This is a genomic window from Streptomyces sp. NPDC053513, from assembly GCF_044544765.1.
Lineage (GTDB): Bacteria > Actinomycetota > Actinomycetes > Streptomycetales > Streptomycetaceae > Streptomyces > Streptomyces litmocidini.
On sequence record NZ_JBITXP010000006.1, the window covers coordinates 45,799 to 71,726 of the forward strand.

28 protein-coding genes are annotated in these 25,928 nt (G+C 73.8%); 17 read left to right on the forward strand and 11 right to left on the reverse strand.

Annotation, left to right across the window (positions count from 1 at the left end; all coding sequences use genetic code 11):
- Window positions 1–10 precede the first annotated feature (10 nt).
- The gene (locus ACIGW4_RS12425; protein ID WP_399580068.1) at window positions 11–904 is read left to right on the forward strand and encodes an alpha/beta fold hydrolase; all 894 of its coding nucleotides are present in this window, start codon (window positions 11–13) and stop codon (window positions 902–904) included.
- Window positions 905–1,043: 139 nt separating this feature from the next.
- Here the strand turns inward: ACIGW4_RS12425 and ACIGW4_RS12430 are convergent, their stop codons facing one another.
- On the reverse strand, window positions 1,044–1,715 hold the full coding sequence (locus ACIGW4_RS12430) for a TetR/AcrR family transcriptional regulator (protein ID WP_123456270.1): 672 nt from the start codon (window positions 1,713–1,715) through the stop codon (window positions 1,044–1,046).
- 55 nt (window positions 1,716–1,770) lie between these two features.
- On the reverse strand, window positions 1,771–2,562 hold the full coding sequence (locus ACIGW4_RS12435) for an IclR family transcriptional regulator (RefSeq protein ID WP_398711658.1): 792 nt from the start codon (window positions 2,560–2,562) through the stop codon (window positions 1,771–1,773).
- A gap of 493 nt (window positions 2,563–3,055) precedes the next feature.
- Here ACIGW4_RS12435 and ACIGW4_RS12440 point away from each other — a divergent pair, with 493 nt between their 5' ends.
- The 7 genes from ACIGW4_RS12440 to ACIGW4_RS12470 are packed head-to-tail and all read left to right on the forward strand — an operon-like array spanning window position 3,056 to window position 9,018.
- A complete protein-coding gene (locus ACIGW4_RS12440; protein WP_399580072.1) occupies window positions 3,056–4,132 on the forward strand; it encodes an ABC transporter substrate-binding protein in 1,077 nt (358 codons plus the stop codon).
- A 45-nt stretch (window positions 4,133–4,177) separates the two neighbouring features.
- Entirely contained in the window at window positions 4,178–5,191 is a 1,014-nt protein-coding gene (locus ACIGW4_RS12445; protein WP_123456273.1) for an ABC transporter substrate-binding protein, read from the forward strand.
- On the forward strand, window positions 5,188–6,033 hold the full coding sequence (locus ACIGW4_RS12450; RefSeq protein ID WP_123456274.1) for an ABC transporter permease: 846 nt from the start codon (window positions 5,188–5,190) through the stop codon (window positions 6,031–6,033). The genes ACIGW4_RS12445 and ACIGW4_RS12450 overlap by 4 nt, the downstream gene beginning before the upstream one ends.
- Window positions 6,030–6,773 (forward strand): ABC transporter ATP-binding protein, encoded by a 744-nt coding sequence (locus tag ACIGW4_RS12455; protein ID WP_123456275.1) that lies wholly within the window; start codon window positions 6,030–6,032, stop codon window positions 6,771–6,773. The genes ACIGW4_RS12450 and ACIGW4_RS12455 overlap by 4 nt, the downstream gene beginning before the upstream one ends.
- On the forward strand, window positions 6,770–7,633 hold the full coding sequence (locus ACIGW4_RS12460) for an ABC transporter substrate-binding protein (protein ID WP_359591423.1): 864 nt from the start codon (window positions 6,770–6,772) through the stop codon (window positions 7,631–7,633). Before ACIGW4_RS12455 ends, ACIGW4_RS12460 begins: the two co-directional genes overlap by 4 nt.
- Window positions 7,634–7,637: 4 nt before the next feature.
- Window positions 7,638–8,720 (forward strand): LLM class flavin-dependent oxidoreductase, encoded by a 1,083-nt coding sequence (locus tag ACIGW4_RS12465; protein WP_399580075.1) that lies wholly within the window; start codon window positions 7,638–7,640, stop codon window positions 8,718–8,720.
- A gap of 46 nt (window positions 8,721–8,766) precedes the next feature.
- Window positions 8,767–9,018, forward strand: a complete 252-nt coding sequence (locus tag ACIGW4_RS12470) for a WhiB family transcriptional regulator (protein WP_399580076.1) — start codon at window positions 8,767–8,769, stop codon at window positions 9,016–9,018.
- Window positions 9,019–9,049: 31 nt separating this feature from the next.
- Here the strand turns inward: ACIGW4_RS12470 and ACIGW4_RS12475 are convergent, their stop codons facing one another.
- From ACIGW4_RS12475 to ACIGW4_RS12490, 4 genes are all read right to left on the reverse strand, one after another.
- Window positions 9,050–10,024 (reverse strand): acyl-ACP desaturase, encoded by a 975-nt coding sequence (locus ACIGW4_RS12475; protein ID WP_123456279.1) that lies wholly within the window; start codon window positions 10,022–10,024, stop codon window positions 9,050–9,052.
- A 448-nt stretch (window positions 10,025–10,472) separates the two neighbouring features.
- Window positions 10,473–12,146, reverse strand: a complete 1,674-nt coding sequence (locus ACIGW4_RS12480; RefSeq protein WP_399580079.1) for an ABC-F family ATP-binding cassette domain-containing protein — start codon at window positions 12,144–12,146, stop codon at window positions 10,473–10,475.
- A 245-nt stretch (window positions 12,147–12,391) separates the two neighbouring features.
- On the reverse strand, window positions 12,392–12,808 hold the full coding sequence (locus ACIGW4_RS12485) for an SsgA family sporulation/cell division regulator (protein ID WP_123456281.1): 417 nt from the start codon (window positions 12,806–12,808) through the stop codon (window positions 12,392–12,394).
- A gap of 244 nt (window positions 12,809–13,052) precedes the next feature.
- A complete protein-coding gene (locus ACIGW4_RS12490; RefSeq protein WP_359591430.1) occupies window positions 13,053–13,520 on the reverse strand; it encodes a (4Fe-4S)-binding protein in 468 nt (155 codons plus the stop codon).
- 76 nt (window positions 13,521–13,596) lie between these two features.
- Here ACIGW4_RS12490 and ACIGW4_RS12495 point away from each other — a divergent pair, with 76 nt between their 5' ends.
- Complete coding sequence (locus ACIGW4_RS12495) at window positions 13,597–14,682, forward strand: WD40/YVTN/BNR-like repeat-containing protein (protein ID WP_399580081.1); 1,086 nt, start codon at window positions 13,597–13,599, stop codon at window positions 14,680–14,682.
- Here ACIGW4_RS12495 and ACIGW4_RS12500 read toward each other — a convergent pair.
- The gene (locus tag ACIGW4_RS12500; protein ID WP_123456283.1) at window positions 14,679–14,978 is read right to left on the reverse strand and encodes a YciI family protein; all 300 of its coding nucleotides are present in this window, start codon (window positions 14,976–14,978) and stop codon (window positions 14,679–14,681) included. The two genes, ACIGW4_RS12495 and ACIGW4_RS12500, sit on opposite strands and share 4 nt — an antisense overlap.
- Before the next feature lie 202 nt (window positions 14,979–15,180).
- Here ACIGW4_RS12500 and ACIGW4_RS12505 point away from each other — a divergent pair, with 202 nt between their 5' ends.
- The 3 genes from ACIGW4_RS12505 to ACIGW4_RS12515 all read left to right on the forward strand — a co-directional run bounded on the left by ACIGW4_RS12505 (window position 15,181) and on the right by ACIGW4_RS12515 (window position 16,432).
- Window positions 15,181–15,885, forward strand: a complete 705-nt coding sequence (locus ACIGW4_RS12505) for an endonuclease V (protein WP_359591432.1) — start codon at window positions 15,181–15,183, stop codon at window positions 15,883–15,885.
- Between the two features lie 62 nt (window positions 15,886–15,947).
- Window positions 15,948–16,067 (forward strand): morphogenic membrane protein MmpA, encoded by a 120-nt coding sequence (mmpA, locus tag ACIGW4_RS12510; RefSeq protein ID WP_399171998.1) that lies wholly within the window; start codon window positions 15,948–15,950, stop codon window positions 16,065–16,067.
- Window positions 16,064–16,432: a VOC family protein gene (locus ACIGW4_RS12515; RefSeq protein WP_399580083.1), complete on the forward strand. Its 369-nt coding sequence runs from the start codon at window positions 16,064–16,066 to the stop codon at window positions 16,430–16,432. Before mmpA ends, ACIGW4_RS12515 begins: the two co-directional genes overlap by 4 nt.
- A gap of 52 nt (window positions 16,433–16,484) precedes the next feature.
- On the opposite strand, the gene ACIGW4_RS12520 is transcribed toward ACIGW4_RS12515, so the two are convergent.
- A complete protein-coding gene (locus ACIGW4_RS12520) occupies window positions 16,485–17,690 on the reverse strand; it encodes a saccharopine dehydrogenase family protein (protein ID WP_398711638.1) in 1,206 nt (401 codons plus the stop codon).
- Between the two features lie 230 nt (window positions 17,691–17,920).
- Here ACIGW4_RS12520 and ACIGW4_RS12525 point away from each other — a divergent pair, with 230 nt between their 5' ends.
- Genes ACIGW4_RS12525 through ACIGW4_RS12540 form a run of 4 tightly spaced genes read left to right on the forward strand, consistent with a single transcriptional unit; the run spans window position 17,921 to window position 23,690 of the window.
- Window positions 17,921–19,069, forward strand: a complete 1,149-nt coding sequence (locus ACIGW4_RS12525; RefSeq protein WP_123456287.1) for a CaiB/BaiF CoA-transferase family protein — start codon at window positions 17,921–17,923, stop codon at window positions 19,067–19,069.
- On the forward strand, window positions 19,066–20,217 hold the full coding sequence (locus tag ACIGW4_RS12530) for an acyl-CoA dehydrogenase family protein (protein ID WP_123456288.1): 1,152 nt from the start codon (window positions 19,066–19,068) through the stop codon (window positions 20,215–20,217). The genes ACIGW4_RS12525 and ACIGW4_RS12530 overlap by 4 nt, the downstream gene beginning before the upstream one ends.
- 46 nt (window positions 20,218–20,263) lie before the next feature.
- A complete protein-coding gene (locus ACIGW4_RS12535; RefSeq protein ID WP_123456289.1) occupies window positions 20,264–21,478 on the forward strand; it encodes an acetyl-CoA C-acetyltransferase in 1,215 nt (404 codons plus the stop codon).
- Between the two features lie 40 nt (window positions 21,479–21,518).
- Entirely contained in the window at window positions 21,519–23,690 is a 2,172-nt protein-coding gene (locus ACIGW4_RS12540) for a 3-hydroxyacyl-CoA dehydrogenase NAD-binding domain-containing protein (protein WP_123456290.1), read from the forward strand.
- 17 nt (window positions 23,691–23,707) lie between these two features.
- On the opposite strand, the gene ACIGW4_RS12545 is transcribed toward ACIGW4_RS12540, so the two are convergent.
- Genes ACIGW4_RS12545 through ACIGW4_RS12555 form a run of 3 tightly spaced genes read right to left on the reverse strand, consistent with a single transcriptional unit; the run spans window position 23,708 to window position 25,255 of the window.
- Complete coding sequence (locus ACIGW4_RS12545) at window positions 23,708–24,442, reverse strand: MerR family transcriptional regulator (protein WP_123456291.1); 735 nt, start codon at window positions 24,440–24,442, stop codon at window positions 23,708–23,710.
- Between the two features lie 49 nt (window positions 24,443–24,491).
- The gene (locus ACIGW4_RS12550; RefSeq protein WP_399580090.1) at window positions 24,492–25,046 is read right to left on the reverse strand and encodes a Clp protease N-terminal domain-containing protein; all 555 of its coding nucleotides are present in this window, start codon (window positions 25,044–25,046) and stop codon (window positions 24,492–24,494) included.
- A complete protein-coding gene (locus ACIGW4_RS12555) occupies window positions 25,046–25,255 on the reverse strand; it encodes a helix-turn-helix domain-containing protein (RefSeq protein ID WP_043228359.1) in 210 nt (69 codons plus the stop codon). Before ACIGW4_RS12555 ends, ACIGW4_RS12550 begins: the two co-directional genes overlap by 1 nt.
- A gap of 206 nt (window positions 25,256–25,461) precedes the next feature.
- Here ACIGW4_RS12555 and ACIGW4_RS12560 point away from each other — a divergent pair.
- Window positions 25,462–25,928, forward strand: a 467-nt coding sequence (locus ACIGW4_RS12560) for a hypothetical protein (RefSeq protein ID WP_399580094.1), incomplete at its 3' end; no start/stop codon positions are given.

Below are 25,928 nucleotides of genomic sequence, written 5' to 3' on the forward strand. Positions count from 1 at the left end.
CATGTACCCGATGGCTCCACTCATCCGCACCGCCCTGAACGCCACCGCGCGCCTCGCCCCCGGCCCGGCCGGCCGCTGGGCCTTCCACCTCTTCGTCCGGCCGCTCGGCAGGGCCCGGCTCCGGCCCGGCGAGGCCGCGCTCCTCGCGGGCGCGCGCACCGACCGCCTCCGCGTCCGCGGCAAGGAGGTCGTCACGTACGCCTGGGGCGACGGCCGGCGGCCCGTCCTGCTCGTCCACGGCTGGTCCTCCCGCGCCTCGCGGCTCGGCGCCTTCGTCGAGGAGCTCCTCGCGCGGGGACACAGCCCGGTCGCCTTCGACGCGCCCGGCCACGGCGACTCCTCCGGCAGGGCGAGCAACATCGTCGAATACCGCGAGATCATCCGGGAGTTGCACGCCCGGCACGGCGACTTCGAGGCCGTCGTCGCCCACTCCTTCGGCGTCGTCGCCGCCCTCTTCGCCCTCCGTGACGGCGTCCGCACCTCCCGCTTCGTGGGCCTCGGCGGCGTCGGCTCCTTCGACATGGTCCTGGAGGGCTTCCGGGCGGGACTCGGCCTGGACGACCGGGTGATGCGGGCCATGCGCGCCCACGTCGAGCGGCGGCTCGTCCCCGACGAGCCCGGCGTCTGGGAGCGCTTCGGCGCCGACCACGCGCCGGACGAACTCGGCGCGCCCGTCCTGCTGTTCCACGACGAGGGCGACGACATGGTGCCCCTGGTCCAGGCGCGGTTCCTCGCCCGGGCCCACGGAGAGCGGGCCCGGCTCGTCGTCACCCGGGGCCTCGGTCACCGCCGCATCCTCACGGACCCCGACGTCGTGGCCGCGGCGGTGGAGTTCGCGACCGCCGGCTCCGGCACGGAACCGGCGGTCGGCGCGCGCGAGGGCGTCGGCTCGACGGCGTCGTGACCGTCGCCGCGCCGCCGCCGGACCGGGCGGGACCCGGCGGCCGCCGTCCTGCCCGGGGCCCGGCCGGACCGGTGGGCATCGCCCGGCCCGGAGCCCGGCCGGGTCGGTAGCGCCGCCCGGCCCGGAGCCCGGCCGGTGGTCAGGCCGGGTCGGTGAGCGCCGCCCGGCCCCTGTCCGTGGCCGAGGCGAGCAGGCGGGCCGTGATGCCCCGTTCGGCGCGGGCGTACGAGCCGGGGTCGCCGAACAGCACGGACCGGGCGTTGGCCGCCTCCATGAGGGCGATCACCTCGAAGGCCAGCTGCTCCACGTCCAGGTCCTCGGCGAACTCCCCGACGGCACGCGCCTCCGTCAGGGCCCCCTCCACGTACGCGGTCCAGTCACGGCGGGCCCCGGCGACGGCGTCGTGCACCGGGCCCGTACGGGCGTCGAACTCGGCCGAGACCGCGTAGAAGAAGCAGCCGCCCGCGAAGACCCGCTCCGCGGAGTACGCGAGCCAGTTCCGGCACAGTTCGCGCACCCGCCGCGCGCCCGGCGGCAGGTCCTCCAGCGGGGCGACGACGCGCCCGGCGAAGACGGCGACGGCGGCCCTGACGGTGGCGAGCTGGAGCTCCTCCTTGGAGCCGAAGAGGGCGAAGACACCGCTCTTGCTCAGCTCCAGCTCGGTCGCGATCCGCCCCAGGGACAGGCCCTCCAGGCCCTCGACCGAGGCGATGTCCATCGTCCGGCCGAGGACGAGGCGCCGTGTCTGGTTGCCCCGCTCGACGCGTCCGTCGGTCTTGGTCCCGGTGCCGCTCCCGGCGCTGCCGCTCATGACCCCATCGTACTGAACGCACGACCGTGCGGACATCTCGGCGCGGCCCCGGGGGCTACCCCGCCCGCTCCGGGTCCCGCCGCTCCGAGGGGGCGAGCAGCAGCACCTCCAGGGCCCGCGCGCAGGCCCGCGCCTGCCCCAGGTACCAGTCGAGCCGCGCGTCGGTGATCAGGTCCGGGGTCGCGCGAACCGCGAGCGCGAACCGCGCGTACCCCGTGCGCTCCAGGACCGGTACGGCCACGGTCCGCACCCCGAGGGCCGACTCGCCGTCGTTCAGCGCGTACCCAGCCTCCCGTACGCGCGCCAACTCGGCTGTCAGGGCGGGTGGTTCGACGATGGTCCGCTCCGTGAACGCGTACAGCGGGGGCAGGGAGCGCGGACCCGCCTCACCCGCCCGGGGCCATGCGAGCAGCACCTTCCCGAGCGCCGTCGAGTGCAGCGGCCGACGCAGGCCCACCTTCGGGGTCACCGACCCGCCCGCCACGATCACCGCGTGCGGACCGCTGCGCAGCGCCAGGTCGGCCGTCGCGCCGGTCCGTTCGGCCAGGTCGGACAGCTCGGGAGCCGCCAGGTGCAGCCCCCGCTGGTGGTACGAGAGCCGGCCCAGCTCCGTCATCGCCGGACCGAGCCGGTAGCGCGCGGTCCGGGCGTCCTGCTCCAGGAAGCCCGCGCCGAGCAGGGTGCGGGCCAGCCGGTGCGCCGTCGAGGTGGAGAGCCCGAGCCTGCGCGCGAGGTCGGAGGCGCTCAGGTCGGGCCCGTTGTCGTGGAAACAGTGCAGCACGTCCAGTGCGCGGCGGACCGCCTGGGCGCCCGCCGGGGGTCGGACGATGCCGGCCTCGGTCGTCATAGGGTTCGCTCCCCGTGGGTGATCGGGCTCCCACGCTCCCACATGGCGGGAGCCGAATCAGACCCCGGGCGGGGTCGGAAACACGCCGTTCATACGCAATCCCACATGGTGGGAGCCGAGTTGTGGACGGCGGAGCGGCCGTGGCAAGGTTCCGGCCAGGACAGCCCAGCGGCAGCGACCCGGAAGGAGCCGGCAGGCGATGAACGCGCGACACGTACCGCTCGCCCTCACCCGGCGCCGCCACATCGACCTGGCGCGCGTCACCGGCACCGGCTGTCGCTGACCCCGGGCCTCCGCCGACGCGCCGTGCCCTGACTTTCGCGCCACGCCGTCGACGCCCCACGCACCCCATGCGCCGAGAGCGCCGCACGCCCACGCCCGCCGGTCCTCCACCGGTCCGCAGGCCTGCTCTCTTCCTCTCCCTCCCCGCCTTCCGCCCCCTTCTGCCTCCGGCCGCGCCCCGCCGCCGTCTCCCGACCCACCACACCCCGGGATGCCCTCCATGACGTACGCCCGCGTTCCCGACACGCTCTGGTTCACCCGCTGCCCCGTCCCCACCGCCACCGGCGTCGCCGCCGACCGGGGCTGGCTGGCCGAGGAGTTCGCCCCGGACGGCATCGCCGTCCGCTCGCTCCAGGACGCCGACCCCGGCGCCGACCGCGCCACCCACTTCACCCACGCCCTGCCCGGGCTCTTCCGCGAGGGCGGCAACGTGCCCGCGCTGTGGGCCCGTTCGCGCGGCGAGCGGACCCGGCTCGTCGGGCTCACCTGGATCGAGGAGCGCCAGGCGGTGCTCGTCGCCCCCGGCTCCCCGGTGCGCGGGGCCGCCGCCCTGCGCGGACTCCGGCTCGCCGTGCCCCGCCACTCCGTGCCCATCGACTTCTGGCGGGCGATGGCCCTGCGCGGCTTCGAGGGCGCCCTCGCCTCGGCGGGGTACGGCCTCGGCGACGCCGTCCTCGTCGACGTGCCGGCCGATGGGCATCAGGGGCAGTGGGCCGCCGGGCTCGACGCCCTGCGCCGGGGCGAGGTCGACGCCGTCTACGTGAAGGGGGCCCTCGCCGTCGAGGCGGCGCGGCGCGCCGGTGCCGAGGTGGCCGTCGAGTTGGACGTCCTGCCCGACCCCGCGCACCGCGTCAACAACGGCACCCCGCGCCCCCTCACCGTCCACCAGGACCTCCTGGACGCACACCCCGAGCTCGTCGCGCGCTTCCTGTCCGTCCTGCTCCGCGCCGCCGACTGGGCCGCCGGCGAGCCCGCCGAGGTCGCCCGGATCCTCGGCGTCGAGACCGGGGCGGGCGCCGAGGGCGTCGCCGGCGCCTACCGGCCCGGCACCCACCGCACCCTCCACCCGGACCTGTCCGGTACCCGCCTCGACCTGCTCGCCCGGCAGGAGGAGGCCCTGCGTGCCCACGGCTTCCTGCCCGAGGCCGTGGACGTACGGGCCTGGGCCGACCCGGAGCCCCTGCGCCGAGCCCGCCTGATCGCGGCCGCCGCACCGACGGCGCCCGCGCCGGAACCGTCCGCGCAGGAACCCTTCGTGCCGCGACCGTCCGCGCAGCCCGTCCCGTAACACCACCCGCCCCGCACGCCCCTCGATCCCCGGAGGACGACCGCCATGCGCCCACTGACCACCCCGCTCGCCGCTCTGGCGGCACTCGCCGCCCTCACCACCCTCACCGCCTGCGGTGGCACGGCCGGCGACGGCGAAGCGAAGGGGAAGAAGAGCGGGGAGGGAACGGTCACCGTTCGCATCCCCGACCCCGGCAACGCGGGCGTCCTCGCCCGGGGCAAGAAGGACGGCAGCCTCGACAAGGCACTCGCCGCCGTCGGTGCCGAGGTCGCCTGGACCGGCAGCGCCGGGCCCTTCGCCCCGGCAGCCCAGGCGATGAACGCCGATCAGCTCGACATCGCGACCGGCTCCATCACCTCCGGCATCACCTCCCTCTCCCAGAGCCCCGGCTTCGCCTTCTTCACCGCCACCGACCCCGACCCCGTCGGCGAGGGCATCCTCGTCCGCGAGGGTTCGGACATCACCTCCGTGCAGGACCTCGTCGGCCGCAAGGTCGCCGTGAACAAGGGCGGCACCGGCGAGTACCTGCTCCTCAAGGCACTCGCCAAGGCCGGGATCCCCGCCGACAAGGTCGAGCGCGTCTATCTGCGCCCCGACCAGACCGCCGCCGTCTTCAACGCCGGACAGGTCGACGCCTGGGCCGTCTGGTCCACGTACGCCGTCGCCGAGATCGGCGCCGGCAAGGCCCGGTTCGTCGCCGACGGCACCGCCATCGGCTCCGACAACTACAGCCTCAACGCCGTCCGTACGGGCTTCGCCAAGGAGCACCCCGAGATCGTCAAGGCGCTCTACGCCTACCTCCACGAGCACAGCGCCGAGGAGAAGAAGGACCCGGCCGCCTACCTCAACGTCTTCACCGACGCCGGCCCCACCGCCCTCAACGGCAAGGCCAAGGACGTCCAGATCGCCTTCACCGCCAAGGGCGGGACGGTCGACCCCATCGGCCCCGAGGACATCGAGCGCTTCGAGACCGTGGCCCGGTTCTACGCCGACCAGAAGGTCACCCCGGGCAAGGTCGACATCGCCGCCCACCTCCTCGACGTCGAGAAGCTGTCATGACGGCCGTCACCGACGAAGGGGAGCGCACGGACGGGCTGGTCGCCCCGCGCCCACCCGTCCGCCGCGCCCGCCCCCGCACCTACGTCGTCACCGTCCGCGCCCTCGGCCCCGTCGCCCTGCTCGCCCTCTGGTGGGCCTCCTCCGCCACCGGCCTCCTGACCCCCGACGTCCTCGCCTCGCCCCCGCAGGTCCTCGACGCCGTAGGGGAGTTGTGGGGCAACGGGCAGCTGCCCGACGCGCTCGCCACCTCCCTCACCCGCTCCGGCCTCGGCCTCGTCATCGGTCTCGCCGCCGGACTGGTCCTCGGCATCACCACCGGCTTCACCCGCCTCGGCGACGAACTCCTCGACTCCTCCCTCCAGACCCTCCGCACCATCCCCTTCCTCTCCCTCGTCCCCCTCTTCATGGTCTGGTTCGGGATCAACGAGACGGCGAAGATCCTGCTCATCGCCGTCGCCACCACCTTCCCCATGTACGTCTCCACCACCGGCGGCGTCCGCGACACCGACCGCAAGCTCGTCGAGGCCATGCGCAGCTTCGGCCTCGGCCGGCTCGCGATCGTCCGCCAGGTCGTCCTGCCCGGCGCGCTGCCCTCGCTCCTCGCCGGACTGCGGCTGTCCATGACGCTCAGCGTCATCGCGCTGATCGCCGCCGAGGAGATCAACGCCACCGAGGGCATCGGCTATCTGATGTCCCAGGCCCAGAGCTACGCCCGCACCGACGTCCTCGCCGTCTGCATCCTCGTCTACGGACTCCTCGGCCTCACCGCCGACGTGTTCGTCCGCGGCCTGGAGCGGATCCTCATGCCCTGGCGCACCGCCGGACCGGGAGGGACCACATGACCGCCGTACGCGTACGGGGACTGCGCCGGGTCTTCGGCGACCGCGCCGTCCTCGACGGCCTCGACCTCACCATCGGGCGCGGCGAGTTCGTCGCCCTCCTCGGTGCCAGCGGCAGCGGCAAGACCACCCTGCTGCGCATCCTCGGCGCCCTCGACGGAGCCGACGGGGGAGAGGCCCTGGTCCCCGCCGTCCGCACCGTCGTCTTCCAGGAGCCCCGGCTCATCCCCTCCAAGAAGGTCCTCGCCAACGTCACCGTCGGACTGCCGCGCGGCGCGGAGACCCGGGAGACCGGTCTGCGGGCGCTCGCCGAGGTCGGCCTGGAGCGGCACGCCGAGGCCTGGCCGGCGACCCTCTCCGGCGGCGAGGCCCAGCGCGTGGCCCTGGCGAGGGCCCTGGTCCGCGAGCCCGAACTCCTGCTGCTCGACGAGCCGTTCGCCGCGCTCGACGCGCTGACCCGGCTCCGCATGCAGGACCTGGTCGGCGAACTGCGCCGGATCCACCGGCCGGCCGTCCTGCTCGTCACCCACGACGTCGACGAGGCCGTGCGCCTCGCCGACCGGGTGGCCGTCCTGCGCGACGGGCGACTCGTCACCGACGAAGCCGTGACCGTGCCCCGCCCCCGCGACCCCGGCGACCCGGCCTTCACGGCCCTGCGCCGCCGCCTCCTCGCCGACCTCGGCGTCCACGCCCCCGAGGAACCGTCCACCACCGCCCCGTCCCTCGAAGGAGTCTCCGCATGACCGTCGTCATCGGCGTCCACCGCAGCAACCCCTCCCTCTACCACCTCTCCCGCCTCGGCTACGCGGAGGAGGAGCTCGCCGCCCTCGGCGAGACCGTGACCTGGCACCCGTACACGGACGGGGTCCGCACCGGCGCCCACCTCGCCGAGGGCACCATCGACTTCGGCGGCACCGGCTCCACCCCGCCGGTCACCGCGCAGGCCGCGGGCCACGACATCGTCTACACGGCCGTCTCCGCGCCCCGCCCCGACCACGGCGCCCTCCTCGTCCCCGAGGACAGCCCGGTCCGCACCGTCGCCGACCTCAAGGGCGGCACCGTCCACCTCGCCGTCGGCTCCTGGCAGACCCACCTCGTCGCCAAGGCCCTGGACGACGCCGGCCTCTCGTATGCCACCGACATCACCCCCGTGCGCGGCGACTCCGGCAGCGAGGCGAAGCTCCGCGCCGGCGAGATCACCGCCTGGGTCGCGCAGGGCGCCGAACTCGTCGCCGCCCGCCGCGCCGGCGGCCTGCGCGTCCTGATCCCCACCGGCGAGGTCATCAGCGACCGGTCCGTCTTCTTCACCCGCCGCGACCTGGCCGAGCAGCGGCCCGAGCTCGTCGAGGCGCTCACCCGGGCGCTGCGGAGGGCCGACGCGTGGGCCGCCGCCCACCCGCGCGAGGCCGCCGAGCTCGCCGCCGCCGACCAGGGCGGCACGGTCGAGGACTGGGAGACCGCGCTGAAGGCCCTGCCCTGGACCATCGAGGAGGTCACGGAGGAGTTCATCGCCGAGCAGCAGCAGGCCGCCGACATCTTCCACCGCACCGGATTCGTCGACCGCGCGATCACCGTCGCCGACGCCCTGCCCCGGAAGGCCTGACCCGATGACGCACCCCGCACCCGAAGTCCTCTGGTACGTCATCCCGCGCGAAGGCGCCTATCCGTGGGAGCCGGAGGGCCGCCGCCCCGTCGACCTCGGCTATCTCACCCAGCTCGCCGGCACGGTCGAACGCCTCGGCTTCACCGGCGCGCTGCTCGCCACCGACCTGTACGACGTCTGGCCGCTCGGCTCCGCGCTCGCCGCCTCCACCAGCACCCGCTTCAAGCCGCTGCTCGCCGTCCACCCGGGCCTGATCTCCCCGACCCTGCTGGCCAAGATGGCGCTGAGCTTCGACAACCTCTTCGGCGGCAGGATCCGGTTCAACGTCGTCAACGGATCGACGAACTCCCTGCGGGAGTACGGCCTGCACGTCGAGCACGACGAGCGGTACGAACTGAGCGCCGAGTACTGGTCGATCGTCAAGCGCCTCACGGCCGGCGAGGTCTTCGACCACAAGGGCCGCTTCTACGACCTCAGGAACGCCGGCGCGTCCTTCCGCGACCTGCGCCCCGTCCAGGAGCCGCACGTGCCGCTCTGGTTCGGCGGTTCCTCGGCGCCCGGCATCGAGATGGCCGCCGAGCACGTCGACGTCTACCTCACCTGGGGCGAGCCCCCGCACCTGCTGAAGGAGAAGCTCGACCACGTCCGGGCCCGGGCCGCCGCCCACGGCCGCGCCCTCCGCATCGGCCTGCGGCTCCACCTGATCGTCCGGGACACCGAGGACGAGGCCTGGGCCGCGGCCGACCGGCTCCTGGACGTCACCAGCGAGGCGACCTACGCCCGGCAGCTCGGCGACCGCGCGGGCGAGGACGGCGTCGGCTGGCAGCGCCAGTTCCGCCAGCACGGCGGCAAGGTGCCCGCCCGGGCGCGCGAACTGGAGACCCACCCGAACCTGTGGCCCGGCATGAGCCTGTTCCGGCCCGGTCCCGGCACGGCCGTCGTGGGCTCCACGGCCCAGGTCGTGGAGCGTCTCAAGGAGTACCAGGAGCTGGGAGTGGACACGTTCATCCTGTCCGGGAACCCGCTCCTGGAGGAGGCGTACCGGGTGGCCGAGACGGTGCTTCCGGCGCTGGGTATACGCCATTGATCGAACGTTGATGGCGCGTTTACGGCCCTTGGGCAAGCTGTCGGTCATGCAGACGGATACCGACGTGCTCACCACCCCCGACCTCTCCTGGCGCGAGAACGCCCTGTGCGCCCAGGCCGGCCCGGAGTTCTTCTTCCCGGCCCCCGGCTCCTCGACGCGCGAGGCGAAGCAGCTGTGCGGGGCGTGCGAGGGGCGCCTTGCGTGCCTGGAGTACGCCCTCACCCACGACGAGCGGTTCGGGGTGTGGGGCGGGCTCTCCGAGAAGGAGCGCGGGCGGCTCAAGCGGCGGAGCTGCTGAGCCGCCGAGCGGCGCCCGGGGTACGGCTGGTTCAGCCGGCCGCGCGCGCGGCCATCCGCGCCTTGCGGGCCGCGAGCTTCTCGTCGAACTTGCTCGCCTCGCTGTCCAGCCCGTTCATGTAGAGCCCCAGCTCCTCCTGGGCGCGCAGGCCGTCCGGGCCGAGGCCCTCGATCTGGAGGACCTTGAGGAAGCGCAGGACGGGCTGGAGGACGTCGTCGTGGTGGATGCGCATGTTGTAGATCTCGCCGATCGCCATCTGCGCGGCCGCCCGCTCGAAGCCCGGCATGCCGTGTCCGGGCATCCGGAAGTCGACCACGACGTCCCGCACGGCCTGCATGGTCAGGTCGGGGGCGATCTCGAAGGCCGCGCCCAGCAGGTTGCGGTAGAAGACCATGTGCAGGTTCTCGTCGGTGGCGATCCGGGCCAGCATCCGGTCGCAGACCGGGTCGCCGGACTGGTGGCCGGTGTTGCGGTGCGAGATGCGGGTGGCGAGCTCCTGGAAGGCCACGTACGCGACGGAGTGCAGCATCGAGTGCCGGTTGTCGGACTCGAAGCCCTCGCTCATGTGCGCCATCCGGAACTGCTCCAGCTTGTCCGGGTCGACGGCGCGGGAGGCGAGCAGGTAGTCGCGCATCACGATGCCGTGCCGGCCCTCCTCGGCGGTCCAGCGGTGCACCCAGGTGCCCCAGGCGCCGTCGCGGCCGAAGAGGCTGGCGATCTCGTGGTGGTAGCTCGGCAGGTTGTCCTCGGTGAGCAGGTTGACCACGAGTGCGATCTTGCCGATCTCGGTGACCTTGGACTGCGACGGGTCCCAGGCCTCGCCGTCCTCGAAGAAGCCGGGGAAGTTCCGGGCGTCGGACCACGGCACGTACTCGTGCGGCATCCAGTCCTTGGTGACCTTCAGGTGCCGGTTGAGCTCCTTCTCCACGACCTCTTCCAGCGCGTAGAGCAACCGTGCGTCGGTCCACTCCGCCGAGCTGCCGAGAGAGGGGGAGGTGAGCGTCACGGGAACTCCTGGGGGTGGGGGACGGGGAGGGCATACGGGTATACCTACGGATTCGTAGGTTACGAGACCGTAGGTTAAGCCTCCGTAAGGCGTCGGCCAAGCCCGTCCCGGCGATGTCCGGTTACGTTCCGTTATGCGCGCAGCTCCGGCGGGACGCCGGAGACGCAGGTCACGTCCTGGCCGGCCGCCGGGGGTCGGGCGGCCGACTACACAGCGCAGACGATCGACGGCACAGAGCAGGCGGGGGCCGGGGGTGCCCCGGCACCGGCGTCCGGAGCCCTGGGGCCTGACCCCGGCCCCTGCTTCCGGAGCCTGGCCCCGGCCCGGCTCCCGATCCCCGCTCCCGGCTCCCAGCGCCCGGCCCCCCGCTCCCGGCCCCCAGCGCCCGGCCCTCAGTGCCCGGTCCTCGGCTCCCGGCCCTGGCTCCCGGCAGAGGGCCGCCCCCGGCTCACCCCGTCATCAGATCCTGGAACTCGCTCCGGCGGGGGCTCGGGGCGGTTTCCCGGATCTCCTCCGCCGTCGTCGGCCGCAGCCCGCCGTCGAGCAGCAGCCAGCGGGTGATCCCCAGCGACTCCAGGAACGCCACGTCGTGGCTCGCCACGATCAGCGCCCCCTCGTAGGCCTCCAGGGCCGCCGTCAGCTTCCGCACCGACGCCATGTCCAGGTTGTTCGTCGGCTCGTCCAGCATCAGCAGCTGCGGGGCCGGCTCCGCGAGGAGCAGGGCCGCGAGCGTCGCCCGGAACCGCTCGCCGCCCGACAGGGTGCCGACGGGCTGGTCCGCCCGTGCCCCGCGGAACAGGAACCGGGCGAGGCGTGCCCTGATCGCGTTCGCCGTCGCCGCGGGCGCGAAGCGCGCCACGTTCTCCACCACGCTCAGCCCGTCGTCGAGCACGTCGAGCCGCTGCGGCAGGAAGCGCAGCGGCACCCGCACGTCCGTCTCGCCCGCCAGCGGCTCCAACTCCCCGGCGATCGTCCGGAGCAGCGTCGTCTTCCCGGCGCCGTTCCGGCCGACCAGGGCGATCCGCTCCGGGCCGCGCAGCTCGAACGGGCCGTCGACCCGGGCCCCGTGGCGCAGCTCCAGGTCCCGCAGGTGCAGCACCTCGCGGCCCGGCGGCACCGAGGTGCGGGGCAGCTCGACGCGGATCTCGTCGTCGTCCCGTACCGCCTCGACGGCCGCGTCGAGCCGCTCCTTCGCCTCCGAGAGGCGCTCCGCGTGCAACGTGCGCTGCTTGCCGGCCGTGACCTGGGCGTCCCGCTTGTTGCTGTTGGCCACGAGCTTCGACGCGACCTTGTTCTCGAAGCTCTTCTGCCCGTACCGCCTGCGACGGGCCGACTTCGTCTGGGACTCGGACAGTTCGCGCTTCTGGCGCTGCACGTCCGCCTCGGCGACCCGCACCATCCGTTCCGCCGCCTCCTGTTCGGCGGCGAGCGCCGTCTCGTACGCGGTCCAGTTGCCGCCGTACCAGGCCACCTCGCCGTCGCGCAGATCGGCGATCTGGTCGACCCGCTCCAGGAGTTCCCGGTCGTGGCTGACCACGACCAGGACCCCCGACCACCTCTCCACCGCCTCGTACAGCCGGGCGCGGGCGTGCAGGTCCAGGTTGTTGGTGGGCTCGTCGAGCAGCAGCACGTCGGGCCGGGCGAGCAGCAGCGCGGCGAGGCGCAGCAGCACGGACTCGCCGCCCGAGAGCTCCCCCACGGTCCGGTCCAGGCCGACGTGGTCGAGCCCGAGCTGGTCGAGGACGGCCCGGGCCCGCTCCTCGACGTCCCAGTCGTCGCCGAGGACGGTGAAGTGCTCCTCCGCGGCGTCGCCCGCCTCGATGGCGTGCAGGGCGGCCCGCTTGCCGGCGATGCCGAGGATCCCGTCCACCCGCTGCGAGGTGTCGAGGACCAGGTTCTGCGGGAGGTAGCCGAGTTCACCGGTGACCTTGACCGTGCCGTCCAGCGGGGCCAGTTCGCCCGCGATCAGCTTCAGGAGCGTGGACTTTCCCGAGCCGTTGAGCCCGACGAGGCCGGTGCGGCCGGGGCCGATCGAGAGCCGGAAGTCGTCGAGGACCTCGGTGCCGTCGGGCCAGGAGAAGGAGAGAGCGGAACAGGTGATGAAAGTGGGGTGATGCGCCATGGAGGCCTCCCGGTCGCGCGAGCGTGGAATGGGGCAACGCGAGGAGACACCGGGGCGCGGGCAGTGTGGAGAACGGCTCGTACGCCGAGGTCGAGAACGGCACGGCGCGGCACAGGGGGCACGCGCGGCTCGGTGTCTCGCAACCTCAGACGAGCAACGTCCTTCTCCGATCGGGCGACGACAAGGTCAGTACGGACCGTACGCCCCGGGCCGGGAGACCCGCAAACGATTTGTGCGGCGGGTCCTCACGGGTGCTCGCGGAGCAGCTCCGAGAGGCCCTGGTCCCAGTCCAGGTACTGGTGCTCGCGCCCCGTCGGCACCAGGTGCTGCGAGCGCTCCAGGAAGCGGCGCAGCTCGGAGGTCCGCACATGGACCATGGCCACCCCCTCCGGGGCGTGGAACTCGACCACCGTGCGGTCGTAGCCGTACGGACGCAGCCGCACGTCCCCGACCCCGGCCGGGCGCTCGACCCCCTGCACGAGCAGTTCGCGCGCGAAGGCCCAGGAGACCTCGACGCCCTCCAGGGTCGCCGGCGGCGGGAAGGCCATGCTCACGGCGTACGGATCCTCCCGGTCGTACCGCAGCGTGGCGGGGACGGTCTCCATCCGGGGAGCGGACGCGACCAGACGGGCCTGCACGGCCTGCTCGATGACTGCGGACAAGACCGGCTCCTCTCACACGGGCTTCGGGTCCTGTGCGTCTCCCCGACACCAGGGCACCTGACACCCCCCAAGACGAGCGGCACGGCCGGAACGTGCACTCCGCCCCTACGTGAGCTGCGTCACCGAGCGGCGGGGCGGGTACGCGGGCTGCCCGGCGCGAGGGCGGGGGCGCGGTGATGCCGTCGGGCGCGCTTGCGCGTACGGCCGGGGCGGGGGCGACGCGTGCACGCGGCCGTGCCGGTCGTCACCGCGCTTCCGGCACGTCCTCGTCGTCCGGTTCCGCGCAGGGGCCCGAGTGGTCGCAGTACGGCTGGTTCCCGGAGGCGCCGCAGCCGCAGAGCATCACCCGCGTCTCGTGCCGGTCCCCGTACGGGCCGGCCACGACGAGGTCGCCCCGCACCACCAGCTGCCCGGCGGGCGTGCGCCGGATCGTGGTGGGGGAGTCCGGGGGCTCGGGGACGGCGTCCTCGGGGCGGTGGTGGTACTGGAGCGCGCCGGAGGGGCAGCGCCGGACGACCTCCGCGACCCGGGCGGGCTCGGCGGCGCCGGGCAGCACCCACGGGCGCCGGGACAGGTCGAAGACCTCCGGCAGGCCGTGGACGCACTCGGCCGCGTGCAGACAGCGGCGCGGCTCGAACGTGACGGTGATGCCCTCGCCCTCGTACTCCTTGAGCCGGGGCCGCTCCTCCGTCGTACCTTCGCCTTCCGTCATGCGACCCAGCCTAGGAACGCCCGGCCGAGGACGCACCCTGGACGCCGACCGGCCCGGGGCACTAGCTTCCGGCGCCATGACGTCCATGGGGAAGACGAGACGAACGATGTCGGTGGGGCTGATCGGGGCGGCGCTCGCGCTGACCCTGGCCGCCCCGGCGCGGGCCGGGGAGACCCCCACGGCGGCGGCCGGCTGGCAGCTGACACCGACCGGCGCCGACGCCCGCTTCCGGGGGCTCGCGGCGGTGGACCGCCGGACCGCCTGGGCCGCGGGTTCGAAGGGGACGGTGCTGCGCACCACCGACGGCGGCCGGAGCTGGCGAAACGTATCGCCGGCCGGTGCGGGCGACCTGGAGTTCCGTGACGTCGAGGCCTTCGACGCCCGCCGGGCCGTCGTCCTCGCCATCGGCGAGGGCGAGGCCTCCCGCGTCCTGCGCACCGAGGACGGCGGCGCCACCTGGACCGAGTCCTTCCGGAACACCGACGCACGGGCCTTCTACGACTGCATGACCTTCTTCGACCACCGGCACGGACTCGCCATGAGCGACCCGGTCGACGGGAAGTACCGCATCCTCTCCACCCGCGACGGCGGCCGCTCCTGGCAGGTCCTGCCGAGCGCCGGGATGCCGGACGCGCTCCCCGGCGAGGCGGGCTTCGCCGCGAGCGGCCAGTGCCTCGTGTCGGCCGGCCCCCGGGACGTGTGGCTCGCGACGGGCGGCGGCGCCACCGCGCGCGTGCTGCACTCCGCCGACCGGGGGCTGACCTGGACCGCCACGGAGACGCCGATCCCGGCCGGCGACCCGGCCCGCGGCGTCTTCGGGCTCGCCTTCCGCGACCGCGCGCACGGCATCGCCGTCGGCGGCGACTACCGCAAGGACCAGCCGTCGCCGCGGGCCGGCGCGGTCAGCACCGACGGGGGCCGCACCTGGCACGGCCCGGCCACGCCGCCGCCCGCCTACCGCTCCGGCGTCGCCTGGCTCCCGCACGGCAAGGCGGCCGCGCTCGCCGTCGGCCCGACCGGCACCGACCTCACCACCGACGGGGGCCGCACCTGGCGCACGGTCGACACCGGCTCGTACGACACGGTCGACTGCACCCCGGACGGCTCCTGCTGGGCCTCCGGCGAGAAGGGCCGCATCGCCCGCCTGGTCACGAAGGACTAGGAGGGCAGCTCCTCCCGGTACGCGGCGATCCCGTCGGCCGTCTTGGTCGCGTAGAACTCCGTGATCCGGTACGCGCACACGCCCTCGACGGCGAACGGGTCGGCCGCCGCGATCTTCTCGATCTCCGCGCGGTCGACCCCGGCGGCCAGGATGACCCCGCCGTCCCGGGGGTTCTTGCGTCCCGACGCCAGGAACACGCCGGCGGCGTACTGCGCGTCGAGCCATTCGACGTGCGCGTCGAGCAGCGCGTCCACCCGCTCGACGGGCGCGGTGTAGGTCAATTCGAGTACGAACATGATCGCCAGGCTACCTGTGCCTCCCGGCGACCGTCCGGCCGCGTACGGTCCACCGGTCGTGCCGCGCTCCCGGCCCGACCGGCAGGCGCCCCGGACCGGCAGGCGCCCCGGACCGGCAGGCCACCCCCTGGACCGGCAGGCCACCCCCTGGACCGGCAGGCCACCCCCTGGGCCGGCAGGGCACCCCCTAGGCTGGCCCCCCATGACGATCATCGGGATTCCGGCGGGCTGGCCCGCCGACGAGGGCGCCGCGCGGGACGTGCAGCGGGAGCTGCGGGAGCGGCTCGTACTCGGGGAGAGCGGGCCGCCGCCGGGGGAGGGGCACGTCACCGGCCTCGACGTGGCCTACGACGACGAGCGCGACCTCGTCGCCGCCGCGGCCGTCGTGCTCGACGCGCGCACCCTCGACGTGGTGGAGGAGGCCACGGCGGTCGGCAGGGTCTCCTTCCCGTACGTCCCCGGGCTCCTCGCCTTCCGCGAGATCCCGACCGTGCTCGCCGCGCTCGGCGCCCTGACCGCCGACCCCGGCCTGCTGGTCTGCGACGGCTACGGCCTCGCCCACCCCCGCCGCTTCGGCCTCGCCAGTCACCTCGGGGTGCTCACCGGACGGCCGTCCATCGGCGTGGCCAAGAACCCCTTCACCTTCACGTACGAGCAACCCGGCGACGCGCGCGGCGACTTCGCCCCGCTCCTCGCCGACGGGGAGGAGGTCGGCAGGGCCCTGCGCACCCAGGCCGGCGTCAAGCCCGTCTACGTCTCCGTGGGGCACCGCGTCTCCCTCGACAACGCCTGCGCCCACACCCTGCTCCTCTCCCCGCGCTACCGCGTGCCCGAGACCACCCGTCACGCCGACTCCCTCTGCCGCAGGGCGCTCAAGGAGGCGCAGGGCTCACTCGGGTCCGTCTGAGTATCCCGGGTGAGTACCCGTACGGATGCCCGTTGTCGGACCCCCACGGCAGAGTGGGGTCCATGACTGCTCGCCTCCCCGTATCCCGCGGTCTCACCGCCGCCCTCGCCGTCGCCGGGGTCTCCGCCCTCGTCTGGGCCTGCGCCGTCCTGTACGTCATCGCGGACTGGACGCTCGGATGATCGGACGTCTGCGCTGCGCCGTGCTCGACTGCCCGGACGCCCGCGAACTGGCCGCGTTCTACCAGGGGTTGCTGGGCGGCGAGATCGAGTGCCCCGACCCGGCGCTCGCCGTCGGCGAGGGTTCCGCCGTGCTGTGCGACGAGGGCGGCCCGGTGCTCGCCTTCCAGAGCGTGGCCGACCACAGTCCGCCCGTCTGGGGCGCGCCCGAGCAGCAGTTCCACCTGGACGTACGGGTCGGGGACCCGGCCGCCGCCCACGCGGCCGTGCTCGCGCTCGGGGCCGTCCCGCTCGACGGGGGCGAGGCGCCCTCCTGGCGCGTCTACGCGGACCCGGCGGGCCACCCCTTCCGCCTCGTCCGCGCCTGACCCCGCGCCACGCGGCAGGCCCCGCTCCCCGGTCCGGTCCGGAAGGCACCCCCTAGCCCCGGTGCGCCACCCGGAAGCGGATGCCCGCCGCGCGCAGGCGGTCGGTGAGGGCGTCACCCATCGCCACCGCCGTCGTCACCTGGCCGGCGGTCTTCGGCAGGGGGTCGAAGGCGAGGCAGAGGGCCGCCTCGGCGAGCATCCTCGCCGTCTCGTCGTAGCCCGGGTCGCCGCCCGACACCTCGGTGAAGACCCGCCGTCCGCCGCCCTCGCCGACGAACCGGACCGAGAACCAGCTGCGGGCGCGGCGCTCGGCCGACGGGCCCTGGCCCGACGAGTAACGCCCCATCAGCCAGGAGCGCACCGGCGGCAGTTGGGCGGCGGCGACGCTCGCGCCGATGGCGGCGGTGCCGCCCAGGGCCATCGGGAGGGTCTTCACGGAGGCGTAGTGCCGGTAGCGGAAGTCCGGTCCGTAGCGTTCGAGGGCGGCGGCCGAGCGGGCCACGACCTGCGGGTCGAGCGTCGGCAGCGGCAGCGCCCAGGTGCCGGTCTCCCGGCTGAACCTCGGTCCGCCGAGGGGCGCGCGGGCCCGGCGGCCCACGAGGCGCGGTTCGTGCAGCCGCCGCTCGTGCGCGGCCCGCAGGATCTGCCGGCCCCGGCCGAACGCGGTCAGCGCCGAGGCGAAGGTGCCGCCGGAGAAGGCGGCCCCCGCCCGGACGAAGCCGTCGACGCGCAGCGGCACGTCCTCCGGCAGCTGCCGGACGGTGAAGTACACGCCCAGGTCGTGCGGGACGGAGTCGAAGCCGCAGGCGTGCACGATCCGGGCGCCGGTCTCCCGGGCGCGCGCGTCGTGCCGTACGAACATGAGGTCCACGAACTCGGACTCGCCCGTCAGGTCCAGGTAGTCGGTGCCCGCCTCCGCGCAGGCGGCGACCAGTCCCTCCCCGTGCCAGACGTACGGGCCGACCGTGGTCGCCACCACCCGCGCGGACTCGGCGAGTTCGCGCAGCGAGCCGGGATCGGCGGAGTCGGCGACGACCAGCGGCAGGGCGGCGAGCCGCGGCCGTCCGGCGGCCAGCCGGTCCCGCAGGGCCTCCAGCTTGCGGAGGCTGCGTCCGGCGAGCGCCCAGCGGCAGTCCGCGGGGGCGTGCTCGGCCAGATACTCCGCGGTGAGCTCGCCCACGAAGCCGGTCGCCCCGAAGAGGACCACGTCGTACGGTCTGGCCCCGGTCTCGCGCCCCACGCCCGCCCCTGTCTCCATCAAGCCCTCATCTCGGCCGTACCGCGTCGCCGCGCGGTTGTCGTCGGCGGAGGATAGCGGAACCGGGGCGGCCCCGACCCTCCGGATCCGGCCCGGTCCGGGGGCGGGCCCGGACCGCGCCCCTCCGGAATTTCCAAGCGCTTGCTCGGCCCGGGGGCTTGTGCCGAGTGGAACGCGTTCCTAGCATCTCTGGTGTTACATCATTGGTGTCACACACTCCTGGGGGCTCGATGAGCACGACGCACACCGCCCGCAACGGCCCGCTCACGGGCGTGCGCGTGGTCGAACTCGCCGGGATCGGGCCCGGCCCCTTCGCCGCCATGCTGCTCGCCGACCTCGGAGCCGACGTCGTCCGCGTCGACCGCCCCGGCGGCGCCGGTCTCGGCATCGACCCCGCCCGCGACCTCACCAACCGCAACAAGCGCTCCGTCCTCGTCGACCTCAAGGCCGAGGACGGCCCCGCCACCGTGCTCGACCTCGTCGAGCGGGCCGACGTCCTCGTCGAGGGCTACCGGCCCGGCGTCGCCGAACGCCTCGGCGTCGGCCCCGAGGCCTGCCTCGCCCGCAACCCCCGCCTCGTCTACGGCCGGATGACCGGCTGGGGCCAGGACGGCCCGCTCGCCCCGACCGCCGGACACGACATCGGGTACATCGCGATCACCGGCGCCCTCGGCATGTTCGGCCCCGACCCGGACGGCCCGCCCACCATCCCCGCCAACCTCGTCGGCGACTACGCGGGCGGCTCCCTCTACCTCGTCATCGGCGTCCTCGCCGCCCTCCAGCACGCCCGGACGCACGGCGAGGGACAGGTCGTCGACGCCGCCATCGTCGACGGCACCGCGCACCTCACCACCATGATCCACGCCATGCTCGCGGCCGGCGGCTGGCAGGACCGCAGGGGCGTCAACCTGCTCGACGGCGGCTGCCCCTTCTACGGCGTGTACGAGACCTCCGACGGCGGACACATGGCGGTCGGCGCCCTGGAGGAGCGGTTCTACGCCGAGTTCGTCCGCCTCCTCGGCGCCGAGGACGTCGCCGCCGCCCGCCACGACCTCGCCCGCTGGCCCGAACTGCGCAAGGCCGTCGCCGACCGCTTCCGGAGCCGTACCCGCGAGGAGTGGACCGCCGTCTTCGACGGCAGCGACGCCTGCGTCGCCCCCGTCCTCTCCCTCCGCGAGGCCCCCGGCCACCCGCACCTCGCGGCCCGCGCCACCTTCACCGAGCGGGACGGCATCCCCCAGCCCGCCCCCGCGCCCCGTTTCTCCGCCACCCCCGGCACCCTCCGCACGGGTCCCGCCCTGCCCGGTGCCGACACCGCCGAGGTCGCCCGCGACTGGGCCGTACCCGCCCTGCACACCCAGGAGTCGAAGACCGCATGAAGCGCACCCTCTACACCGAGGACCACGAGGCCTTCCGGGCCACCGTCCGCACCTTCCTGGAGAAGGAGGTGCTGCCGCACTACGCGCAGTGGGAGAAGGACGGCATCGTCTCCCGCGAGGCCTGGCTCGCCGCCGGCCGGCAGGGCCTCCTCGGGCTCGCGGTCGAGGAGGAGTACGGAGGCGGCGGCAACCCCGACTTCCGGTACGCCTCCGTCCTCGCCGAGGAGTTCACCAGGGCGGCGGCCCCCGGCCTCGCCATCGGCCTGCACAACGACATCATCGGCCCGTACCTCACCAAGCTCGCCACCGACGAGCAGAAGCGGCGCTGGCTGCCCGGCTTCTGCTCCGGCGAGATCATCAGCGCCATCGCGATGACCGAACCCGGTGCCGGCTCCGACCTCCAGGGCATCCGCACCACCGCCGAGGACCACGGCGACCACTGGATCCTCAACGGCTCCAAGACCTTCATCTCCAACGGCATCCTCGCCGACCTGGTGATCGTCGTCGCCCGGACCACGCCCGAGGGCGGCGCGCACGGCCTCTCCCTCCTCGTCGTCGAGCGGGGCATGGAGGGCTTCGAGCGCGGCCGGAACCTCGACAAGATCGGCCAGAAGTCCCAGGACACCGCCGAGCTCTTCTTCACCGACGTCCGCGTCCCCAAGGAGAACCTGCTCGGCGAGCTCAACGGCGCCTTCGTGCACCTCATGACCAACCTCGCCCAGGAACGCCTCGCCATCGCCGTCGCCGGCATCGCCGGCGCCGAGCACCTCCTGGAGCTCACGACGCGGTACGTGAAGGAGCGCGAGGCGTTCGGCCGGCCGCTCGCCAAGCTCCAGCACGTGCGCTTCGAGATCGCGGAGATGGCCACCGAGTGCGCCGTCACCCGCACCTTCGTCGACCGCTGCATATCCGAGCACGCCGACCCGACCGGCCTCGGGCTCGACCCGGTCAACGCCTCCATGGCCAAGTGGTGGGCGACCGAACTCCAGAAGCGGGTCGCCGACCGCTGTCTGCAGCTGCACGGAGGGTACGGCTACATGAGCGAATTCCCGGTCGCCCGTGCCTTCACCGACGGCCGGATCCAGACCATCTACGGCGGTACGACCGAGATCATGAAGGAGATCATCGGCCGCTCCCTCCTCGGCTGACCCCGTCCCGCACCCCTCGAAGAACCCTCATCGCGAAAGGCTTCCCGTGAGCACCGAAGCGTACGTGTACGACGCGATCCGCACCCCGCGCGGACGCGGCAAGGCCAACGGCTCCCTGCACGGCACCAAGCCCATCGACCTGGTCGTCGGCCTCATCCGGGAGATCCAGGCCCGCAACCCCGGACTCGACCCGGCCGCCGTCGACGACATCGTCCTCGGCGTCGTCGGCCCGGTCGGCGACCAGGGCTCCGACATCGCCCGGATCGCCGCCATCGCCGCCGGCCTGCCCGACACCGTGGCCGGCGTCCAGGAGAACCGCTTCTGCGCCTCCGGCCTCGAAGCGGTCAACATGGCCGCGATGAAGGTCCGCTCCGGCTGGGAGGACCTCGTCCTCGCCGGCGGCGTCGAGTCCATGTCCCGGGTGCCGATGGCCTCCGACGGCGGCGCCTGGTTCGCCGACCCGATGACCAACCTGGCGACCAACTTCGTCCCCCAGGGCATCGGCGCCGACCTCATCGCCACCATCGAGGGCTTCTCCCGCCGCGACGTCGACGAGTACGCCGCCCTCTCCCAGGAGCGCGCCGCGGCCGCCGTCAAGGACGGCCGCTTCGCCCGCTCGATCGTCCCCGTCAGGGACCGCGCCGGACTCACCGTCCTCGACCACGACGAGTTCCTGCGCCCCGGCACCACCGCCGACTCCCTCGCCCGCCTCAAGCCCTCCTTCAAGGACATCGGCGAACTCGGCGGCTTCGACGCGGTCGCCCTGCAGAAGTACCACTGGGTCGAGGAGATCGACCACGTCCACCACGCCGGCAACTCCTCCGGCATCGTCGACGGCGCCTCCCTCGTCGCCATCGGCTCCAAGGAGGCCGGCGAGCGGAACGGCCTCACGCCGCGCGCCCGGATCGTCTCGGCCGCCGTCTCCGGCTCCGAGCCGACCATCATGCTCACCGGCCCCGCCCCGGCCACCCGCAAGGCCCTCGCCAAGGCGGGCCTCACCATCGACGACATCGACCTCGTCGAGATCAACGAGGCCTTCGCGGCCGTCGTCCTGCGCTTCGTCAAGGACATGGGCATCTCCCTGGACAAGGTCAACGTCAACGGCGGCGCCATCGCGCTCGGCCACCCGCTCGGCGCCACCGGCGCGATGATCCTCGGCACCCTCGTCGACGAACTGGAGCGCCAGGACAAGCGCTACGGCCTCGCCACCCTCTGCGTGGGCGGCGGCATGGGCATCGCCACCGTCGTCGAGCGCGTCTGACGTCCCGTCCGCACCCCTTACTCACGGAGAAGCAGCAGACATGAGCGAGAGCACCACCATCCGCTGGGAGCAGGACGAGACCGGGATCGTCACCCTCGTCCTCGACGACCCCGACCAGTCCGCCAACACCATGAACCAGGCCTTCCGGGCCTCGATCAAGGCGATCGCCGACCGCGTGGAGGCCGAGAAGGACTCCATCCGCGGCATCATCTACACCTCCGCGAAGAAGACCTTCTTCGCCGGCGGCGACCTCAAGGACATGATCAAGGCGGGCCCCGAGCACGCCCAGGACATCTTCGACAGCGCCATCGAGATCAAGAACGCGCTGCGCCGCATCGAGACCCTCGGCAAGCCGGTCGTCGCCGCGATCAACGGCGCCGCGCTCGGCGGCGGCTACGAGATCGCCCTCGCCTCCCACCACCGCGTCGCCCTCGACGCGCCCGGCTCCAAGATCGGCCTGCCCGAGGTCACCCTCGGCCTGCTGCCCGGCGGTGGCGGCGTCGCCCGCACCGTGCGCCTCATGGGCATCACCGACGCCCTCCTCAAGGTGCTGCTCCAGGGCACCCAGTACAACCCGCGGCGCGCCCTGGACAACGGCCTCGTGCACGAGGTGGCCGCCACCGCCGAGGAGATGATGGCCAAGGCCATCGCCTTCATCGACACCCACCCGGAGTCCCACCAGCCCTGGGACGTCCCCGGCCACCGCATCCCCGGCGGCACCCCGTCGAACCCGAAGTTCGCCGCCAACCTGCCGGCCTTCCCGGCCAACCTGCGCAAGCAGCTCAACGGCGCCCCCTACCCGGCGCCGAAGGCCATCATGGCCGCCGCCGTCGAGGGCTCCCAGGTCGACTTCGAGACCGCGCTGACCATCGAGAGCCGCTACTTCACCGAGCTGGTCATCGGCCAGACCGCGAAGAACATGATCCAGGCGTTCTTCTTCGACCTCCAGGCGGTGAACTCGGGCGCGAGCCGCCCGAAGGACGTGGAGAAGCGGCAGGTCCGCAAGGTCGCCGTCCTCGGCGCCGGCATGATGGGCGCCGGCATCGCGTACTCCTGCGCCCGCGCCGGCATCGAGGTCGTCCTCAAGGACGTCTCCGCCGAGTCCGCCGCCAAGGGCAAGGGCTACTCCGAGAAGCTCTGCGCCAAGGCCGTCTCCCGGGGCCGCACCACCCAGGAGAAGGCCGACGCCCTCCTCGCCCGCATCACGCCCACCGCCGACGTGGCGGACCTGGCCGGCTGCGACGCGGTCATCGAGGCGGTCTTCGAGGACACCGCGCTCAAGCACAAGGTCTTCCAGGAGATCGAGCACGTCGTCGCCCCCGACGCGCTGCTCTGCTCCAACACCTCCACCCTCCCCATCTCGGTCCTCGCCGAGGGCGTCGAGCGCCAGGAGGACTTCATCGGCCTGCACTTCTTCTCGCCCGTCGACAAGATGCCGCTCGTCGAGATCATCAAGGGCGAGCGGACCGGCGACGAGGCGCTCGCCCGCGCCTTCGACCTGGTCCGCCAGATCAACAAGACGCCGATCGTCGTGAACGACTCGCGCGGCTTCTTCACCTCGCGGGTGATCGGTCACTTCATCAACGAGGGCGTCGCCATGGTCGGCGAGGGCATCGAGCCCGCCTCGGTCGAGCAGGCCGCCGCCCAGGCCGGCTACCCGGCGAAGGTCCTCTCCCTCATGGACGAGCTGACCCTCACCCTCCCGCGGAAGATCCGCAACGAGACGAAGAAGGCGATCGAGGAGGCGGGCGGCACCTGGGTCACCCACCCGGGCGAGGCCGTCATCGACCGCATGGTCGACGAGTTCGGCCGTCCCGGCCGCAGCGGCGGCGCGGGCTTCTACGAGTACGGCGAGGACGGGAAGCGCGGGAAGCTCTGGCCGGGGCTGCGCGAGCACTTCACCAAGCCGGGGTACGAGATCCCGTTCCGCGACATGCAGGAGCGGATGCTGTTCTCCGAGGCCCTGGACACCGTCCGGCTCCTGGAGGAGGGCGTCCTGACCTCCGTCGCCGACGCCAACATCGGCTCCATCATGGGCATCGGCTTCCCGGCCTGGACCGGCGGCATCCTCCAGTACATCAACGGTTACGAGGGCGGCGTGGCCGGCTTCGTCGCCCGCGCGCGCGAGCTTGCGGAGACGTACGGGGAGCGGTTCACCCCGCCGGCGCTCCTGGTGGAGAAGGCGGAGCGCGGCGAGACCTTCACCGACTAGCCCTCACCGAACGGCTTTCACCGGCTCCTGAAGGCGGTCCTGAGCTCCTCGCTCAGCGACCGCTGAAAGGCCGTGAGAAGGGCCTGGACCACCATCGGCTGCATGTGCGCCGAGAGCGACTTCATCGCGCTCAGGTGGTCCGGGTCCTCCCCGCTCTCCCGGTACGGGCTCCACACCTCGTCCCGGAAGAGCCGGGACAGCTCCTGGGCGGCCGCGCGCGCGTGCTCCAGGAGCACGGTCCGGGAGGCGAGGATCGTCTCGTGCTCGATGGGCACGTCGAGCAGCTCGACCCCGAGCCGGAGCAGTGCTCCGTCGAGGCGGTACGTGTCGTCCTCGTCGGTCCGGTCGAGCACGCCCATCGCGGCCAGCCGGTCCACGTCCCGCTCGGTGAGCGCCCGCCCGGCCCGCCGCTCCAGCTCGCGCCGGGTGATGGTCTCGGCGGACTCGGGCGCCCAGGAGGCGACGAGGGCCCGGTGGATGGCGAGGTCCTGCGCGCTGAGGTCGTCCGGCAACTGTTCGAGATACCGCTCGATGGCGGCCAGCGTCATCCCCTGCCGCTGCAACTCCTCGATCAGCGCGAGCCGCGACAGGTGATCGGCCCCGTAGTGCCCGACCCGCCGCGCGCCGATGACGGGGGGCGGCAGCAGCCCCCGGGTCCCGTAGAACCGCACGGTCCGCACGGTGACCCCGGCCCGCGCGGCCAGCTCGTCCACGGTGTACACGGGCCCCTGCGCGTCGCTCGCCTGCTCCATGGTTCAACAGTATTGCTGTCTCACCACTCGTGTAAAAGACCCCGGCGGCTCAGAGGGGCGCGGACGCCGTGAGGGCGGAGTCGACGGCGGCGTACGTCACGCCGTGGTCGGCCAGGGCCTCCGCGACGACGCCGCCGGTCGTGGTGAGGGCGAGGAGCAGGTGCTCGTCGCCGATCTCCCGGTCCTTGCGGGCCAGCGCCACGCGGAGCGACTTCTCCAGGACGGTCTTCGCCTCGCGGGAGAAGGTGCGGCGGCCCGACCACCAGCCGGCGTCCTTGCGGTCGCCCGCCAGGGCGCCCGTGCCATGGGTCTCCTCGACGCGCGCGACGATCGCGCCGACGTCGATGCCGAGGTCCGCCAGGGCCTCCGCGTCCGCCCGGGAGAGACCGGCCCGGCGCCGGGCCTCGGAGAGGGCGGAGAGCAGGTCGGGCCGCCGTTCCGCCGGGCACAGCCGCCCGAGCACCGCCGCCGCGCGGGTGTCCTCCCGGTCGAGCAGCGCCAGCAGCAGATGCTCGGCGGTGACGGCCGCGGCACCGGACCGCTCCGCGTGCCCGGACGCCCCCTTCACCACGTCGCGCGCGGCCTTCGTGAACCTTTCGAACATCACTGCCTCCCGTACTTCTTGTGGACGGCCTGCCGGCTGACACCCAGCTCGGTCGCGATCTCCTGCCACGACCACCCCTGATGGCGCGCACTGCGCACCTGGACGGCCTCCAACTGTTCGAGCAGCCGCCGCAGGGCGGAAACGGCCCGCAACCCGACCCGGGGGTCACGGTCGCCGGCCCGCGCGGCGAGATCGGTCGCATCGGTCATGCTGTCAATGTAGGTTGACATGCGAGGCGTGTCAACCATGGTTGACACCCTGGGTGCGCCCCTCCGGCGACCGGAACCCCGACCTCTCGCGCGTGCCGTGCACCGACTGTGGGGCCGCAAGGAGCGGGGGCGTCGTGGGGGTTGTCGGTGGGGCCCGTTAGAGTCGGCGGCTGTTCGGGTCGGGGGATCGGGAGCAGGGGAGTCAGATGTACGCGCAACTCAGGGAGACGGCCGACGAGTTGGCCGGAGTCCTGTGGCGGGAGCACACTGTCTACCGGGAGCGGGGCGGCGGTGTGGTGATCCGGGGCGAGCACGTGCGCCGGTGGATCAGTCTCGCTCCGACCGGGGGGAAGGACCGGGCCCTGCTGCGGGCCGGGCGGATCCTGGACGGGGGGACGACCGCCCCGGCCCGTACGGAGGTCGTCGTCGACCTGACGGCCGGGACGACGGAACTGGCGGCCGTCTGCCGCCGGCTGCTCGCCGAGGTCGCCGCGGCCGCCGAGCCCGCGCCGGCGCCCGGGCCGTCCCGCGCGGGACGGCCCGGGAAGAAGCGGAAGCCGGGTCGGGCGGCACGTGCCGCCCGCCCCCGGCGCCGCCCCCCCGGGGGGCGGGCCACCCGGCCCGGGTCCTGGGTGGTGCGGGGCAGGGGCGGGGCGGTGCGCGGGGCCTGGGT